The organism is Natronorubrum amylolyticum (assembly GCF_052040145.1).
Lineage (GTDB): Archaea > Halobacteriota > Halobacteria > Halobacteriales > Natrialbaceae > Natronorubrum.
Map to the genome: position 1 here is coordinate 353,550 of NZ_JBPPFW010000001.1, position 16,268 is coordinate 369,817.

Annotated in this window: 17 protein-coding genes; 9 read left to right on the plus strand and 8 right to left on the minus strand. The window is 64.5% G+C overall.

What is annotated here, in order from left to right:
• The first annotated feature begins 77 nt into the window (after positions 1–77).
• Positions 78–554 (plus strand): hypothetical protein, encoded by a 477-nt coding sequence (locus tag ACSFDB_RS01765; protein ID WP_440769328.1) that lies wholly within the window; start codon positions 78–80, stop codon positions 552–554.
• A gap of 143 nt (positions 555–697) precedes the next feature.
• Here ACSFDB_RS01765 and ACSFDB_RS01770 read toward each other — a convergent pair whose 3' ends face one another.
• The 4 genes from ACSFDB_RS01770 to ACSFDB_RS01785 form a co-directional block, all read right to left on the minus strand.
• Positions 698–1,840 carry a thiolase family protein gene (locus ACSFDB_RS01770; protein ID WP_440769329.1) on the minus strand — a complete coding sequence of 381 codons (1,143 nt, stop codon included), beginning with the start codon at positions 1,838–1,840 and terminating at the stop codon, positions 698–700.
• A gap of 104 nt (positions 1,841–1,944) precedes the next feature.
• Positions 1,945–3,243: a 3-phosphoshikimate 1-carboxyvinyltransferase gene (gene aroA, locus ACSFDB_RS01775; protein WP_440769330.1), complete on the minus strand. Its 1,299-nt coding sequence runs from the start codon at positions 3,241–3,243 to the stop codon at positions 1,945–1,947.
• A 115-nt stretch (positions 3,244–3,358) separates the two neighbouring features.
• Positions 3,359–3,760 carry a hypothetical protein gene (locus tag ACSFDB_RS01780; protein ID WP_440769331.1) on the minus strand — a complete coding sequence of 134 codons (402 nt, stop codon included), beginning with the start codon at positions 3,758–3,760 and terminating at the stop codon, positions 3,359–3,361.
• Between the two features lie 126 nt (positions 3,761–3,886).
• Positions 3,887–5,041 carry a LolA family protein gene (locus tag ACSFDB_RS01785; RefSeq protein WP_440769332.1) on the minus strand — a complete coding sequence of 385 codons (1,155 nt, stop codon included), beginning with the start codon at positions 5,039–5,041 and terminating at the stop codon, positions 3,887–3,889.
• 114 nt (positions 5,042–5,155) lie between these two features.
• Between ACSFDB_RS01785 and ACSFDB_RS01790 the strand changes: the two genes are divergently transcribed.
• Positions 5,156–6,346, plus strand: coding sequence for a M24 family metallopeptidase (locus ACSFDB_RS01790; RefSeq protein WP_440769333.1), 1,191 nt, complete (start codon positions 5,156–5,158; stop codon positions 6,344–6,346).
• A gap of 51 nt (positions 6,347–6,397) precedes the next feature.
• Here the strand turns inward: ACSFDB_RS01790 and gvpA are convergent, their stop codons facing one another.
• Positions 6,398–6,685, minus strand: coding sequence for a gas vesicle protein GvpA (gene gvpA, locus ACSFDB_RS01795; protein ID WP_440769334.1), 288 nt, complete (start codon positions 6,683–6,685; stop codon positions 6,398–6,400).
• A gap of 384 nt (positions 6,686–7,069) precedes the next feature.
• Between gvpA and ACSFDB_RS01800 the strand changes: the two genes are divergently transcribed.
• Positions 7,070–7,615: a hypothetical protein gene (locus ACSFDB_RS01800; RefSeq protein WP_440769335.1), complete on the plus strand. Its 546-nt coding sequence runs from the start codon at positions 7,070–7,072 to the stop codon at positions 7,613–7,615.
• A gap of 26 nt (positions 7,616–7,641) precedes the next feature.
• On the opposite strand, the gene ACSFDB_RS01805 is transcribed toward ACSFDB_RS01800, so the two are convergent.
• Both ACSFDB_RS01805 and ACSFDB_RS01810 read right to left on the minus strand, forming a co-directional pair.
• The gene (locus ACSFDB_RS01805; protein WP_440769336.1) at positions 7,642–8,694 is read right to left on the minus strand and encodes an NAD(P)/FAD-dependent oxidoreductase; all 1,053 of its coding nucleotides are present in this window, start codon (positions 8,692–8,694) and stop codon (positions 7,642–7,644) included.
• An 81-nt stretch (positions 8,695–8,775) separates the two neighbouring features.
• Positions 8,776–9,507, minus strand: coding sequence for a GNAT family N-acetyltransferase (locus ACSFDB_RS01810; RefSeq protein WP_440769337.1), 732 nt, complete (start codon positions 9,505–9,507; stop codon positions 8,776–8,778).
• A gap of 247 nt (positions 9,508–9,754) precedes the next feature.
• On the opposite strand from ACSFDB_RS01810, the gene ACSFDB_RS01815 reads away from it, so the two are divergent.
• The 6 genes from ACSFDB_RS01815 to ACSFDB_RS01840 all read left to right on the plus strand — a co-directional run bounded on the left by ACSFDB_RS01815 (position 9,755) and on the right by ACSFDB_RS01840 (position 14,534).
• The gene (locus tag ACSFDB_RS01815; protein WP_440769338.1) at positions 9,755–10,567 is read left to right on the plus strand and encodes a prephenate dehydrogenase/arogenate dehydrogenase family protein; all 813 of its coding nucleotides are present in this window, start codon (positions 9,755–9,757) and stop codon (positions 10,565–10,567) included.
• The gene (locus ACSFDB_RS01820) at positions 10,564–12,246 is read left to right on the plus strand and encodes a small ribosomal subunit Rsm22 family protein (protein WP_440769339.1); all 1,683 of its coding nucleotides are present in this window, start codon (positions 10,564–10,566) and stop codon (positions 12,244–12,246) included. Before ACSFDB_RS01815 ends, ACSFDB_RS01820 begins: the two co-directional genes overlap by 4 nt.
• Before the next feature lie 110 nt (positions 12,247–12,356).
• Entirely contained in the window at positions 12,357–13,160 is an 804-nt protein-coding gene (gene surE, locus ACSFDB_RS01825) for a 5'/3'-nucleotidase SurE (RefSeq protein ID WP_440769340.1), read from the plus strand.
• A gap of 99 nt (positions 13,161–13,259) precedes the next feature.
• Entirely contained in the window at positions 13,260–13,490 is a 231-nt protein-coding gene (locus ACSFDB_RS01830) for an Rdx family protein (protein ID WP_440769341.1), read from the plus strand.
• Between the two features lie 202 nt (positions 13,491–13,692).
• Positions 13,693–14,079 carry a helix-turn-helix transcriptional regulator gene (locus tag ACSFDB_RS01835; RefSeq protein ID WP_440769342.1) on the plus strand — a complete coding sequence of 129 codons (387 nt, stop codon included), beginning with the start codon at positions 13,693–13,695 and terminating at the stop codon, positions 14,077–14,079.
• 308 nt (positions 14,080–14,387) lie between these two features.
• A complete protein-coding gene (locus tag ACSFDB_RS01840; protein ID WP_090304030.1) occupies positions 14,388–14,534 on the plus strand; it encodes a DUF1328 family protein in 147 nt (48 codons plus the stop codon).
• Positions 14,535–14,910: 376 nt separating this feature from the next.
• Here ACSFDB_RS01840 and ACSFDB_RS01845 read toward each other — a convergent pair whose 3' ends face one another.
• A complete protein-coding gene (locus ACSFDB_RS01845) occupies positions 14,911–15,222 on the minus strand; it encodes a HalOD1 output domain-containing protein (RefSeq protein ID WP_440769343.1) in 312 nt (103 codons plus the stop codon).
• Positions 15,223–16,268 lie beyond the last annotated feature (1,046 nt).

Below are 16,268 nucleotides of genomic sequence, written 5' to 3' on the forward strand. Positions count from 1 at the left end.
ACGCAACGACCCCAAATCGGGGCTGCACATCCATCCCCAATGCTCTTCGTCTCGAACGATATCTGCTATAACATACCATGCAACGCCGTTCGTTGCTCGCCGGCGTCGCCGCCTCGAGCGTTGCGGTCGCGGGCTGTCTCTCGCTCGCCGAGTCGGCAGCCGCCCAGGACGGCTCCGATCCCGAGCCGCCGGCGGAGCCCGACGATCCGATCGCTCGAGCGACGATCGGCTCCCGGAGCGACGACGAGCCACCGCATCGCGTCCGACTCTGGAACCTCGACGGGGATCGGCGAGCCGTCTCCCTCGAGATCGAGTCGGCCGACGGTACCACCTCCTTCGACGGCAGCTACGATCTCGACTCCGAGGCCCACGTCGTCGTCTTCCTCCACGGGCGCGAGGACTACGAAATCACCGTCGGTATCGACGACGAGGAACCGAGCACGACCGATATCGAGGACTCGTCGTTCGACGATCCCTGTCCCGGGACCGAGCTATTCGTGCTCGAGGACGGGGAGTTCGAGACGACGACGGAGGAGGACGCCGATCACTGTTGAGGCGGTCGGCGACTCGAGCGATCAGGGCAGTTCGAACTCGATCGCCGCTCCCTGACGCGACCACCTTTTATCTCGGGTGCTCCGCTCACTACGTTCACGAGCACCCTCGCAAAATCTGGACCAAAAAGCCCAGAACAATCGTCTCAGGGGAGTTCGAACTCGATCGCCGCTCCCTGACCGAAGCCGACACACTCGGTCGCGATACCGCGCTCGACGCCCTCGCGGTTCATCTCGTGGACGAGCGTGACGGGCAGGCGCGCGCCGGAACAGCCCAGCGGGTGACCGATGGCGATGGCGCCGCCGTTGACGTTCAGCTGGTCGTCCGGAATCCCCAGTTCTCGCTGGGAGTACAGCGTCTGGCTCGCGAAGGCCTCGTTGATCTCGACGAGCCCGTAGTCGTCGATCTCGCGACCGGCGCGCTCGAGCAGCCCCTCGGTCGCCGGAACGGGTCCGACGCCCATCTCGGTCGGGTCGACGCCGGCGACGTAGCTGGTGCCGACTTCGGCGAGGACCTCGAGATCGTTCTCGTCGGCGAACTCCCGGCTGGTCAGCAGGACGCCGGCCGCGCCGTCGGCGATCTGGGAGGCGTTGCCGGGCGTGACGGTGCCGTCTTCCTTGAAGACGGTCGGCAACTCGGCGAGTTTCTCGGGGGTCGTGCCGGGACGCAGCCCCTCGTCCTCATCGTGGACTCCGTCCTCGGTCTCGAGCGGGACGATTTCGTCGTCGAACGTGCCTTCCTCGGTCGCCTCGACGGCACGCTGTTGGCTGCGCGCGCCGTACTCGTCCTGCTCCTCACGGGAGACGCCGTACTTCTCGGCGACCTTCTCCGCGGTCATCCCCATCATGAGGTTGGCCATTCCGTACTCCTCGTCGAGTTTCGGGTGCATGCTCCCGCTCTCGGCCGATCCCATCTTCACGCGGCTCATGCTCTCGACGCCGCCCGCGAACACCGCCTGTTGTCGGCCCGCGGCGATCGAATCCGCGGCGCTGATGATCGCTTGCGCGGACGAGGCACACTGTCGGTCGATGGTGGTCGCCGGAACCCCCTCGCCGAGGTCGGAGAAAAGGGCGATCTGTCGGGCGATGTTCGCTCGCTGTTCGTCGCGCTGCTGGGCACAGCCCCACATCAGGTCGTCGATATCGTCGCCGGAGAGGCCTGTCTCCGCGAGCATCTCGTTGACCAGCGGGATGGACATATCCTCGCTACGGAATTCGGACAGCGCGCCGTCTTCTCTTCCCTGTGCCGTTCGGACTGCACTAACGATTACCGGCGTGGTGTCTGCCATGGTTTATCACCATCTTTGTACGCACATATAGCTAGGTACATCGGTAAAATCTCCGACGGTATGCTATCCACCGTAAACGTCACGCGGTGGTTTGCTTATCTTCGTTACTCGGATCGCTCGAGCGCGACGCCGAGGTCCTCGAGCATCGCGAAGAAGCCGGGGAACGAGACGTCGACGTGGTCGGCTCCCTCGACGGTCGTCTCGCCGTCGGCGACCAGTCCCGCGAGCGCGAGCGACATGATGATCCGGTGGTCGCGACGGCCGGAGACCGTCGCCCCCACGAGGTCGGAGTCGTTGCCGTGAACCGTCAGCGAGTCGCGCTCCTCGGTCGTCTCGACGCCCATCTTCCCCAACTCCTCGGCCATCGCGCTCACGCGATCGGTCTCCTTGAACCGGACGTGCTCGGCGTTCGTGATGTGGGTGTCGCCCTCGGCGACGGCCCCGAGCGTCGCGATCGTCGGCAGCAGGTCCGGCGTGTCCTCGACGTCGACCTCGATGCCCGAGAGCGGGGCGCTCGAGACGTCGATCGTTCCCGCCTCGCGATCCCACTCGACGTCTGCTCCCATTCGGTCGACGACGTCGACGATGGCGGTGTCGCCCTGCGCGCTCGGGTTCGCTCCCTCGATGCGCACCGCTCCGCCGTCCGCGCCGGCGATGGCACCCGCCGCGAGCGGGTACGAGATCGACGAGAAGTCGCCCGGGACGGCGTACTCGCCGCCGACGGGTCGGTAGGACTGGCCGCCGTCGACCGCGAAGCCGTCCTCGGTCTGGCGCGCGTCGACTCCGAAGTCGGCAAGCACCTCGAGCGTGATGTCGACGTACGGCGCGGACTTGAGGTCGGTCTCGAGGACGACGTCGATCCCCTCGTCGGTGACCGCGCCGGCCATCAGGAGCGCGGTGATGTACTGCGAGGAGACGTCGCCCGGAATGGAGACCGTACGACCCGACAGCGGGCCGGTGACGACCAGCGGGGCCTGCCCGTTTCCGCGCGTGCTGAACGCCTCGGTTCCGAGGTCCTCGAGCGCCTCGAGCAGCGGACCCTGGGGTCGCGTGCGCAGCGATTCGTCTCCGGTGAGCACCGAGGTGCCGTCCGCGAGCGCGGCCGCGGCGGTCACGAGACGCATCGTCGTGCCGCTGTTGTCGCAGTCGATGACGTCGGCGGGGACGTCGGGTCGGCCGTTGAAACCGTCGATCTCGAGGGTCCCGTCCTCGCGTCGCTGCACGTCGCCGCCGAACAGGTCGACGGCGCGGGCGGTCGCTTGCGTGTCCGCGCTCCAGAGCGCGTCGCGAACCGTCGCGCGGTCTCCGTAGCCCGCGGCGAGAATCGCCCGATGGGTGTAGCTCTTCGACGGCGGTGCCCGCGCCGAGCCCTCGACCCTCGAGGGCGTGATACTGACGTTCATGGTCGGTCTGTGGAGTGGCCGCCGTATACCGATACCGATCCGCGAAGTCGAACGTCGGCCGTCACGAGGTGAACCGTCGATGCCGACCCCTGCGCACCCTGAATCGGTGGGAGGCTCAGTCTCCGGATCGACGTTCGCGCTCCCGCTCGAGCCGTTGACAGCCGAGGACTAGCGAATCGGGAATGTCGGTCGCCTCCGCCTGTAAGGCGTCGAAAACGACGGCAACCTCGTCGAATCGGGAACCGCGGGAGGCGACGAACGGCTCGAGCTCCCACTCGATAAACCCCATGTCCGCCAGCATCGGGAGGTGTCGGTGGAACAGTTCCTGCCGGAGGTCGTCCGGGTTCGGGGGGACGTTCGGGTTCACCGCGCTCTCCGGCAGCGGGACGGATTGATCGGTTGGACTGTCGAGCAGGGAGACAATGAGTTGCCGACGTGGCTCGGCCGAGGCGGCCCTAAAAACGGCGTCCCAGCCGTGAATGACGCGCTTTCCGTTCTCGAAACGTACTCCGGTCATACTCGTTCATTCGGGCGATAGGGCATAAATAATGGTGATGGTTAGGGATCGTTTACGTTCAGTTTTCGAATTCAAAACGGCCGCTTCGGACGGTTCAGTACGCCGGTCTCGAGTCGGGCCGGCGTCTCACGGACAGCCGATCGACGCCGCGATCTCGCGGATCGGCTCGTCGACCGTCAGACTCGAGACCTCGTAGTTCAGGTCGTCACACTCCCAGAAGATGCTCTGAATCCGGCCGTCGCGGTAGTAGGCCGTTCGACCGTCGATTTCGATCTCTTCGAGGACGTTCGAATTGAACCGTCTGACCTCCCGAACGACCACGAACAGTTCCCGAGCGACCGCGTTCGGATCATTGTACCACAGCGTCGTGGTCGTTCCGAATCGCTCGGCCTTCTCGACGACGGTCACCCGGTCCAGTCTGTACGCGTTCGGGACGTCGGGATTCGGCAGATCGTACGGGACGGCGTCCGCCGCTTCCGTTCGCGACTCGAAGACGCCGTCCGGTTCGGGACCGTCGGTGACGACTCGTGCATCCCTTGGCGGCTGAAACGTGAACGTCTCCGAGTCGGTTCCGTCGTCGATCGAGAGCCCCTCGTACGTGACCGAGACGCTGTACCGCGTCTCGCCGTCCTCTTCGACCGCGTTCCGCTCCCCGATCGGATACCGATACTCGTCGTCGATCCAGATCGTCCGAGCGACATCGAGTCCCTCGAGATCGGCCGCCGACAGCGGAACGACGTACGTCGTATCTCCGACGACGAGGTCGATCGAGCGACCGACGTCGTCGACCGGCGGACGGGTTTCGACGACGTGTGCCTCGCGTCCGTCGACGGTCGTCGTCCCGTCGTACCCCAGTCGGTACTCCTCGAGGAGGGTCTCGAGGACGCGTCTCGTCCCGTCGGTGTCGACCTTGTACGGATGGTGCTGCAGGTCGACGATTTCGGTCTCCGGATTGTACTCCCACGTCCGTTCCCGGTTCGTCACCGTAACGGAGCCGGCCGGCGCGTTCGGATCGGTCGACTCGACCACCTCGATCCGCTGTTTAGCAGGTGGCGCTCGCACGACGTCCTCGGTTCGTTCGACGGCCCCGTCGGGGGTCTCGACTGACATCGTTCGACGCGCCGTGAGATCGGTCATTCCGCGCCGCGTCGCGATCGCATCCTCGACGAGTTCCACGGCGAACGCCTCGCCAGTGGGTTCGTCCGTCTCGCTACCGGGATAACTAACGCAGCCGGCCAACGTGAGCGTGGCACCCGCCGCCAGAACCCGTCGACGGTTCATATACGGGTGGATGACTGTCGTCAAATCATAAGTCTGTGGATCCGACCCAGTCGCGATCGCTCGGTATCGACCGCGATCCGCGATATTATGTGCTCCCCGGCCACACTCCGACGTATGGAACTCGAGGTCGACCTCGCCCCCCTCCGGGAATCGCTCGAGGCGAACGGCGCTGACGGCTATATGATCGACGACGACGCGTCGGACTCCGACCACCGGTACGTCTCCGGCTTCACCGCGCCGGATCCGTACCAGACGCTCGTCACGCCCGAGGGCGTTCACCTGCTCGTCTCGGGGCTCGAGTACGGCCGCGCGAGCAAGGAAGCCAGCGCCGATTCGGTGACGCGTCGAGCCGACTACGACTACCAGCAACTCGTCGACGAACACGGCTCCTACGAGGCCAAGAGCCGACTGCTCGAGGCGTTTCTGGACGATCACGACGTCGACTCGCTGGCCGTGCCCCGGAACTTCCCGACCGGAACCGCGGACGGGTTGCGAGCGCGCGGCCTCGAGGTCACGGTCGAACCAGAGGGGATCGTCGAGGAGATCCGAGCGACGAAACACGAGTGGGAACTCGCACAGATCGACGCGACCCAGAACGCCAACGAGGCCGCGATGGCGACCGCCGAGGAGTTGCTCGCGAGCGCGGATATCGCCGACGACGGCACGCTCGTCCGCGACGGCGAGGCGCTCACGAGCGAACGGGTCAAAACGGAGATCGAGATCACCCTGCTTCGCCACGGCTGCGGTCTCGACGACACGATCGTCGCCTGCGGGGCCGACGGCGCGGACCCGCACAACCGCGGTAGCGGTCCCCTCGCGGCCGACGAACTGATCGTGATCGACATCTTCCCGCGGGACAAGGAGACGGGCTACTTCGCGGACATGACCCGCACCTTCGCTCGCGGCGACCCGGGCGAGGAGGCTCGGCGGCGGTACGACATTACCGAGGAAGCCTACGAGGCCGCCCTCGAGGCCGTCGAGGCCGGCGTCACGGGGGCCGACGTCCACGGCGTCGCCTGCGACGTCATCGAGGACGCCGGCTACGAGACCCTCCGCAGCGATCCGAGCACCGACACCGGCTTCATCCACAGCACGGGCCACGGCGTCGGGCTGGACATCCACGAACAGCCCAGCGTCTCGCCGTCCGGCGGCGAACTCGAGGCCGGCCACGTGATCTCGATCGAACCCGGCATCTACGATCCCGAGGTGGGTGGGGTACGAATCGAGGATCTGGTGGTCGTCACCGAGGACGGGTACGAGAACCTGACCGACTATCGCGTGGGACTCGAGCCGAAAAACGAGTGAAAGTCCGGCGGGTTGAGCCGAGCCGTGAGTGACGAACCGGTCGATCGAGCGTCACTCGGCCGCCGACTTGGGCGACGATTCCGCCCGCGGTTCGACCTCGAGCTCTTCCAGCTCTTCTAAGTCGCCCTCCGCCGTCGCTTGCTCGATCTTCGCGATCTCCTCCGCGTAGTGGAGGAAGGTGTCGACCGAAGCGATGACGACGCGGGCTTCGATCGTCAGGAGCTCGATCCCGACGACGGAGACGCGCGCCCAGACGTCGATGACGACGCCCTTGTCGAGGATGCGGTCAAGCACTTCGGCGAGACTCGAGGAGTCCGGTCGTCGTTGTGGTGATGCCATTGTGACCTCCATCTGAGCGTGCGCCTCGAGTTCGTTTCATCACACGGGCTGCATCGGCAAGCAAATATCCGGAACGTACTGCTGCAAAAGGAACGCGAGGATTCGGAACAACTGCCTACCGATCGGTGACGCACCTCGTGGCACCGATCTCGGCGAGCGAACGGTTCGGATCGATGTTCCGCCGTCGAATACCCGCTCTGTCTTCAGCACGACTCTCCCGATTCAGAGGCGTTCTCCGACCTCGAGTCCATCGCGGACGACGACGTGATATTACACCGTACACATGCCTATCGATACGGCGTTCGCGACGCCCGACTCGAGCCGATCGTATCGAACGGCTACCTTTTAAATATTGACAGGAAAAACGAAAATCAGACCGAGACGATGATCGACCTCGCAACGACGATCGCGATCAACGCCCTCGCGATCGGTGTCCTGTTTGCCGTCCACGAGATCGGACACTACCTCGCAGGGCTGTCGATCGGGATTCCGCGCGACCGACTGCGACTCGGTTTGCTGTCGATCCCGCCGCACGTCGCGCTCGTCGACGGCGATGGAACGCCCGTGAGCCCGTCGACGTTCGACCGCTATCTCGACCACCTCACAGCTCACACGACCGACGTACACCAGCAGTATCGGTTCGTCGCCGGCGGGCACGTCCTCGAGTGGCTGGTCGTCGTCGCGATGACGATCGTTGCACTCGGAAGCGGTACTGACCCCTTTACAACGGCTGCGTCGCTGCTCGTCTACTGGTCGCTCGTGATAACCGGGCTCTACCTCATCGTCGACGCCGTCGGAACGATCGCCCGCGGCTACCCACACGGTGATGCCTCCGGACAGTGGGCGCTGGCGCCGCTTCTCACGGTTGCGTTCTACCTCGGCTTCTTCGGGACGTACCTCTGGCTCGCACGCGGTCTCGGACTGTTGTAGGAGCGCTGTCGACTCGAGCCGCGATTCTACTCGCCGATCTGGACACGTTCGCCGACCTCGAGCCCACTCCGTAACGCGGCGTGTAACCGGCCCTCGCCGGCGACCCAGTCGCCGAGACAGTACAAGCCCGACTCCTCGGCGCGTCGAAGGGGGTCGCGGTCGACGCCATCCTCCGGCAGCGCGTAGCGCCAGCCCTGGTGGTCCGTCCAATCGGGCTCGAGCAGACGCTCGTCCTCGACGACGGCCGCAGTCAGCTCGGCGAGCGCCTCGAGATTCGCCGCCGGCTCTTCGTCGTACCGATCGGCGGACCACTCGGGACTCGCCTGCACGATCAGCAGCGACTCGCCCTCGGGGACGTGGCCGGATTTGCACTCCTCCCGTGAGATCCAGCCGATTTCGTGTTCCTTGTCCGTGTTGACTAGCGCGTAGTACGGCCGTTCGAGTTCGAACGGGTAATGAAAGACGCCGGTCCAGATCGTTCGATACGAAACGCCGTCGATAGCGTCGGCGAGTTCGTCGCGGATTTCGTCGTCCCACGCCGCCGTCCGCAGCAACTCGGCCGTCTGCGGCGCGGGCGGGTTCAGGAGAATTGCGTCGAACGGCCCCCAACGCTTTCCGTCCACATCCTCGAGCCGCCAGACGTCGCTTCCATCGTCTTCACCGTCCTGACGCAGCGTCTCCACGCGCGTCTCGCGGTGAACCGTCGCGTCGGTCCGCGAGAAGAGTCGCTTCGCGAGCTGGGTCAGCCCCGTCTCGTAGGTCCACTTGTGCTCGTCCGCGTCCCGACCCTCCGATACCTCGCCCGCGCCGTCGAAGGTCCAGACGGGATCAGTAACGTCGACCAGTCCGTCGGTGTCGAGCGTCTCCGTGAGCAACTCGACGACGCGCTCGTCGTCCGATTTGACGTAGTTCGCGCCGTAGTCGTAGATCACGTCGTCCCGGCGGCGGGTCGCCGCGCGCCCGCAGAGGCCGCGGGACTTCTCGAGGACCGTAATCTCGGAATCGCTGAGTTCGTCCTCGAGGGCGTACGCCGCGGCTGCGGCTGCCGCACCGGCACCGACGATACCGATCGTGGTCATACCGGTACTCCGGGCGCCTCGGGTATGTATTGCGGGCCTACAGCGACCCCGAACTCGCGACCACTTGCCGAGCGTCCGCAGTTACAGTTCGTAGGCCATCATCACCTCATCGACGCACTCGCCGTCGATTTCGTAGTGATCCCGCCGAATTGCCTCGGTGTCCCAGCCGTGGACGGTGAGGAACTCGAGCGCGCGCTCGTTGGTGATCGGCACGCTGTTGTACACCTTCCGGAAGCCGTTGGCTTCGGCCCACTCGACGCCGCGGGCGAGCAGTTTGGTACCGATGCCGTGACCCCGGTACTCCTCGCGGACGCCGACCGTCTGTTGGGCCGTGCCCTGGGCGTGCTCGATCTGGGGCAGATCGAGGTGCGTCCAGCCGACGACGTCGCCGTCGACCGTCGCGACGAAGAACATCCGAGAGCTGACGCTGTTGTGGCGACTGACGGCGTCCTCGTAGAGCAGTTCCTCCGCGATGGTCTCCGCGACGACGTACGTCTCCGCGGCGGTCACGTCCCGAATCGTGTCGATGAGCCCGTCGAAATCGGCCTGCCTGCCGGGGCGGACGAGGAACGTGCAGTCGTCGGTCTCGTACTCCGTGACCGCGCCGAACTCGAGGGCAATCTCGAGCGTTCCGTCCTCCTCTTGGAGATAGCCGTCCGATTTCAGTCCCTCGAGGTGTTCCCGAAACTCCTCGGAGGGGAGCGACACGACGTCCAGTAGCTTGTGTCGCTTGACGGTCCCGTTTCGTTCGACGTACTCGTAGAGCCGTTTGCGTGCGTCCGAGGAAAACGCCGGTCGCTCCATCGCTCCCATAGGGTCGGTACGACGACCTTGGATTTAGAGCTTGGGTAGTGTTGACACACTGCCGACGACTCACTGACTCGACGCTCGAGCCGATCTCACGTCGGTATCAACCCGGTGATCGGGCCGACTCCTCGCCAGTCCCGAACCGAGGTCGGGCCCACTGCCGCGTCGAACCGATGACCGACCCGCTGTGCGGACAGTCACTCGAGCGAATCGATCGAACGGCTTTTGCGATGCCGGGCGGTAGGAGCGAGCGATGGACGTACTGATCGTCGGCGCGGGCGCGATGGGGACGTGGTTCGGCCGCGCCACGGACGCCACCGTGACGTTCGCCGACGTGGACGCCGACGCCGCGGCCGCCGCAGCCGAACGGGTGGGAGGTGACGCCGAGACGACGGCGCTCGAGGGACCGGACAGCTACGACGTCGTCTGTCTCGCGGTGCCGATGACCCACGTCGTCGACGCGATCGCCGACCACGCCCACCGAGCGGAGCGGGCGATCCTCGACGTCTCGGGCGTGATGGGGCCGCCGCTCGAGACGATGGCCGAACACGCACCGGAACTCGAGCGAGCGAGTCTGCACCCGCTGTTCGCGCCCGAACGGGCTCCCGGTTCGATCGCGGTCGTTCGCGACGAGTCCGGGCCGACGATCGAGGGGCTCCTCGAGACCCTCGACGCGGGCGGCAACGATCTCATCGAGACGACGGCGACGGAACACGACGACGCGATGGAGACGGTCCAGGCGACGACCCACGCTGCCGTCCTCTCCTTCGCTCTCGCCGCCGACTCGGTGCCGGACGGGTTCGAGACGCCGATATACGAGGGGCTGCGAACGCTGACCGAACAGTTCACCGAGGGAACCCCGCGGGTCTACGCGGATATCCAGCAGACGTTCGACGGCGCCGACGCCGTCGCCGACGCGGCCGCGACCGTCGCCGACGCCGACGCCGAGGAACTCGAGTCGCTGTACCGCGAGGCCGCCAGCCAGTGGCAGCCCGATCCTCCCGCCGATGAGGCGGCGGCTCGGAGCGAGACGACCGACGACGCGACCAACGAGACACCCAAATGACCGACCAACGCGAGGCCGTCCGCTCGAACGCCAAGTATCTTCGCAACGTCAGACCGATCGATCCCGAAGAAATCTGTGACTACATCGACGGGAGTCCCCACCCGGCCGTCGTTCGCCAACTCCTCCGAGAGGAAGCCCCTGATCTCGGACTGCTCGAGAGCGACGACGGCACCTTCGTTCCCGTCGACGACGAGCCGGTTCGACCGAACCGGGGTCCCGTCGAGCGGTTTCCCGCCTCCTACGAACGCCGACTCGAGGATTTCCTGGTCGATCGCTACGGCGTCGACTGGCACGAGGACGCCACCGGCGACCTCCTGCGATCGACGGTTCGACGGTTCAAAGCCCGCTACCTCGAGCGCCAGCACGTCGAGTACGACGACGACGTCGCGGCGGGCTACGCGATCTACCACTTGCCGGGCTACTACGCCGCGGTGCAGTACGCGCTCGACGATCTCGCCGAAAGCGGGCTGTTGGGTCGCAATCTCCGCGTGCTCGACATCGGCGCGGGCGTCGGCGGCCCCGCACTGGGGCTGTGTGACTACCTCCCCGACGACGCCTTGGTCGAGTACCACGCGATCGAGCCCAGCGCAGCCGCGGACGTCCTCGAGGAACTGCTCGAAGAGACCGGGCGGAACGTTCACTCGACGATTCACCGGACGACGGTGGAAGCGTTCGATCCGAACGTCATCGCGAACGGCGCCGACGGCGAAACCGGCGGTGCCGACGACGGCCTAGACGACAACGCGAGCAGTGCCGACGGAACCGCCAGCGGCTTCGATCCGACGGCGCCCGACGACGGGTTCGACCTCGTGATCGCCGCGAACGTGCTGAGCGAACTCGAAGAGCCCGTCGCCGTCGCGCGCTCTGCACTCGAGTTGCTCGCCCCCGACGGGACGCTGCTCGCGATGTCCCCCGCGGACAAGAACACGAGCATCCAGTTACGCGAGATCGAGCGGGAACTCGAGGACGAGCGCCTGTGGACGCCCGAAGAGATGGGGGTCGGCGGGAGCGAGTCCGATGGGGATGTCGACGACGGCGACAACATCGACGGGAGCGACGACACAGCGGATCGCGACGACGCCGGCCGGCACGGACGGGTCACCGTCTACGGCCCCACCGTTCGGCTCTGGTCGGGCGCGCGGCCGACGGACCGCGGCTGGTCGTTCGACGCCAGACCCGATCTCGAGGTCCCCTCCTTCCAGCGAAAGTTCGACGAGGCGACGCCCGAACACGACGAGGAGCACGCACCGGGCGAGTTCGTCAACGTCGACGTCCAGTTCTCCTACTCGCTGTTGCGCCTCGACGGGCAGCGACGGATGAACGTCTCGCTCGAGGCCAGCGACTGGGCGCGCATGACCGACATGGACCGACATGTGACGAATCGGATCGATCTCGTCGCGGCGAAACTCAGTCGCTCGCTGAGCGGCGGCAGTGACGGCGACGGCGGATACGGTAACGATTCGGGCCGTTCGAATCCGCTGTTCAAGATCAGCGACGGGAGCGAGTCGATCGACCACTACGCCGTCCTCACCGGTGAAACCTCGCTCAATCGGCCGTTACTCGAGGCCGACTACGGCGAGATCTGCTCGTTCGAACAGATCCTCGCGCTCTGGAACGACGACGAAGGGGCGTACAACCTGGTCGTCGACGAGGAGACGATCGTGGATCGCATCGGCTGAGGTCGGTTCGCACCGCTTTTTGGTCCACGAATCACCTCGACTCGACGAGTAGTGCGCTCCCGATCCGCCGAAGCGGTGGGCTTTTCGCGCCGGCCTCCGACCCGACAGCTATGAGCGATCCCCTCGAGATCCTGTTGACCAACGACGACGGGATCCAGAGTACCGGTATCAGGGCGCTACACGACGCCCTCGCCGAACACGCCAACGTGACCGTCGTCGCTCCGGCAACTGACCAGAGCGCCTGCGGCCGCTCGATGTCACACGAAGTCGACGTCGAAGAGCGCGACCTCGGATACGCCGTCTACGGCACCCCCGCCGACTGCGTCGTCGCCGGGCTGGCCGAACTCGGTCCTGATCCGGATATCGTCGTCGCGGGCTGTAACAAGGGCGCGAATCTGGGCGAGTACGTCCTCGGTCGTTCGGGGACGATCAGCGCCGCAGTCGAGGCCGCGTTCTTCGACGTCCCCGCCATCGCGACGTCGATGTACGTCCCAGTCTCGGACACGCCGCTGTCCGAGATCGAGCTCGGTCCCGAGGAGTACGCCGAAGCGACCCGCGTGACGTCGTACCTGGTCGACAACGCACTCGAGGCCGGCGTCTTCGACCACGCCGCCTACCTCAACGTGAACGTCCCGGTCGCCAACGGCGATCCTGCACCGATCGAGATCACCAAGCCCTCGAAACGCTACGAAATGGACGCCGAACGCGACGGCACGCGCGTCCACATGCGAGACCGCATCTGGGAGCGGATGGATCCCGAGACGCTTCCCGACCCCGACGGAACGGACCGGCGAGCCGTCGTCGAGGGACGAATCAGCGTCTCACCGCTCACCGCGCCGCACTCGACGAACCACCACGAGGCGCTCAGCGCGCTCGCGGAGGCCTATCTCGAGACCGGAAACCTACCGGAGTAATAATTTATTGGATCATAGTCACAATCGGGACTGATACGCCAGCGGCGAGAATGCACTGGCTACCGAACTGATTTGTATCGGGATGGTGAATCGTCTCCTATGACGAGCGTCGAGATCGAATACTGCGTCCCCTGTGGGTTCCTCGGACGAGCCGAGAACCTCCAGCATGCGCTTCTGTCGACTTTCGGCGAGCAACTCGAGGCGGTGACGCTTGCGACGGGCGCGAACGGGGTCTTCGCCGTCCGTGTCGACGACGAACTCGTTTTCGAGAAGCACGAGGAGACGTACGACGTCGACGAGATCGTTCGTCGGGTGCGTGATCGCCTATGAGCACTGTGCACACACACCAAGTGTGTCGAGTCGTTGAAGTGATAACCGACTTGCGGGTCGCAAGGCCGTCGCTATTCGGCGACGGCGGTATTACGATAGTCATACCGTAACGAGCAGCGACAGGGATAGGTAACAAATGAAACAACAATACACTAACGATGCGCGTTGGAGCGGCGTTCGGTACCGAAACGGGTGATCGACAATGGTATTCAATACACTCTGGACCCGCCTCTCGTCGCTCTGGTCGACCGATGCGACCGACGAGACGGCGAACGGCGACGCGACGACAGACGAATCGGACGAGACGGACGACGAAACACTGAGTTACGCCGAGGAGATCGAGTACGGCGTCGACGAACGGGACCTCCCCGACGAGGACAAGATTCTCAGACTGCTCGTCAAGCGCGGCGGTCGCGTCGATCGGTCGACGGTTCGCAACGAGACCGGCTGGTCGGACGAGCACCTCGAGGAAGTCATCAGCAGCATGGAAGACGACGGCCAGGTCAGCGCGATCACCGTCGGCCGCAAGCGCGTCATCTGTCGGCGAGGGTTCGAACCGAAAGGCTATCGCTCGCATCTCAACGAGTAGCGGCCACCGTCGACGGAGTTCCGACCGGCGTTTCGACGGGATGGCGGCGACTGTCTATCGGTTATACCCTGGTGGCGATCGCTTCTATTTTTGATCCCGTTCTCGTCCGAACCACGGGTTATGCTGGACTAGCCAGTGTTCACTGTCGGGATGAACGCTGCTTCAGCGCGAGCGAGACGGAACAAGTTCGAAAACCGAGATACGGACCGTCTCGACGTCGACTGACGCGACGATATCACCGATACGGGAACGCATCTATGGCGTATTCAGGCCGAATTCATTTCCATCGAACTGACCTACGTAGAGGTATGTTAGAACTCGCACTGTTGTTCTTCGTGATCGCGATCATCGCCGGCGCACTCGGCGCGGGCGGCGTCGCAGGCATGTCCATGTCCATCGCAAAGTGGCTCGTACTGATCTTCCTCGTGCTCGCGATCATCTCGCTGCTGCTGTGAGCGAGACGGGGAGCAATCGAGGCGGAATAGAATAGCGTCCACCGCGGGCGCCCTCGCGGCGGTTCTCCTCGCGACGGCGGTCACTCCGTAGCGAATACGCCGGAAGCGCCGGCCCTTTGCGACGGACGCTCGAGACAAACGTTAGCACGTGCTTTGTGGGTGCTCTCGTCACACCGAACGTTGGCCGTGAGTCCCAGAACGTCTGCCGGTGATCGAGACGCGTGCCGAACGGTGTCAAGGACGTAAACGGTATCAGTGCGTTCCGATCGACAACGAACGCCCGCAGTTACGCAGTTGAGACTCACGGCCAACGTTCGGTGTCCTCATCGGGCATCGAATCGAGACTCTCGGTCGTGGTATGGGTTCGATTTCCGCGTTACCTGTAGGCGCAGGTCGACGACCGTTCTAATAGCAGGTCATCCCGACAGAGGATGCCGTCGACGAACAGCCGGCCATCGCTCGTCACCGTCACCTCGTGGTCGGCGATCTCGAACCGGAACGTCCACGTGCCGGTATCGTGGTTGGCTAACTCCGTCAGGACCATCGGATTGATGTACTCGTAGAGGGTGTACTCGACCTCCTCTAGCTCGAGTCGGTCGGCTTCGGCCAACGCCTCGACGACGTCGACGATAATCGCATCCGGCTGTGAGTCCGTCGGTCTGTCTCGCTTCGAATCGTAGTTGATCATCGGTTGGTCTGGATCTGCGTTCGCGTCGCGTTCGTCGGTCCGGCTACGCTCCCCGCACGATCCCACGTCTGCGTCGGTCGGCTCCCGTGTCGGCCGCGACCGGGACCGTACGTCGAGCGCACATCTCCGAATCCGAACGAATCGGTGGCGGTCTCGACCCGTATTTCTCGCCACCGCTGTCCCCGTCGTGTGCCGGTGTGATAGGTTACACTCCCCGAATCCCGGTGCACCGCCCGCACACGACCCCCAAACTGGTCGATCATCGCTACGGATTGGGCGTCGAGGGGACCGCTATTAAATAGGATGTCACTAAATCTAACAGAAACGGATCGTTCGCTCGAGTACGGCGATATTGACCGATCCGGTGGCTCGAAACATTATATCAGGGAGCGTATCGTGACCCCGCTAACGAACGTCGTGTACTGCGATACGTCTTCGAACGGATACTGAGACAGCCGACCGTTTTTCGATGGAAGCCAGTATTTTCACCGATCGCTGATTATAACCCAAACGTGGCAAAGATGTTGTACTGACAAGTATACTATTTGATTCGGCGTCTTCGAACTTCCAGTGGTGGTATCGAACATATCGGATTAGACAACAGTCCTGGTAAGGATTTCTCTTTTTCACCTGACGGTTTTTCGAGTAGAAAGTTTCATTCCAGCGATTCACCTCTTCATATCGTGGGGATGGCGCACAAAGACGACGTCACGCGGGTTCTCGCCGCGTGTGAGGACTGTGGTTCGGTTTACGCCGCACGAGAGTGGCCCGATGGGACCATTCGACTCATCGGACAGCAAGACTGTTCGTGTGGCGCGAGTACGTTCGTCGCGGTCGACGACGAGGGAGGGGAAACAGGCTCCGGAGCGAGTGCCGAGTAGCGTCGACTCGAGTATCGATCTCGATACCGGCTCTCCGTCCGGTCGTCTCTCGAGCGACAGCGACGCGACCGCTTCAGCCACTGTACATCGATACTGTGATCTCGGGTTCGCAGTCGCCGAGTGACCTGGGCCGACGAAGGACGGGAGACTTAGTGGTTCGGTCCC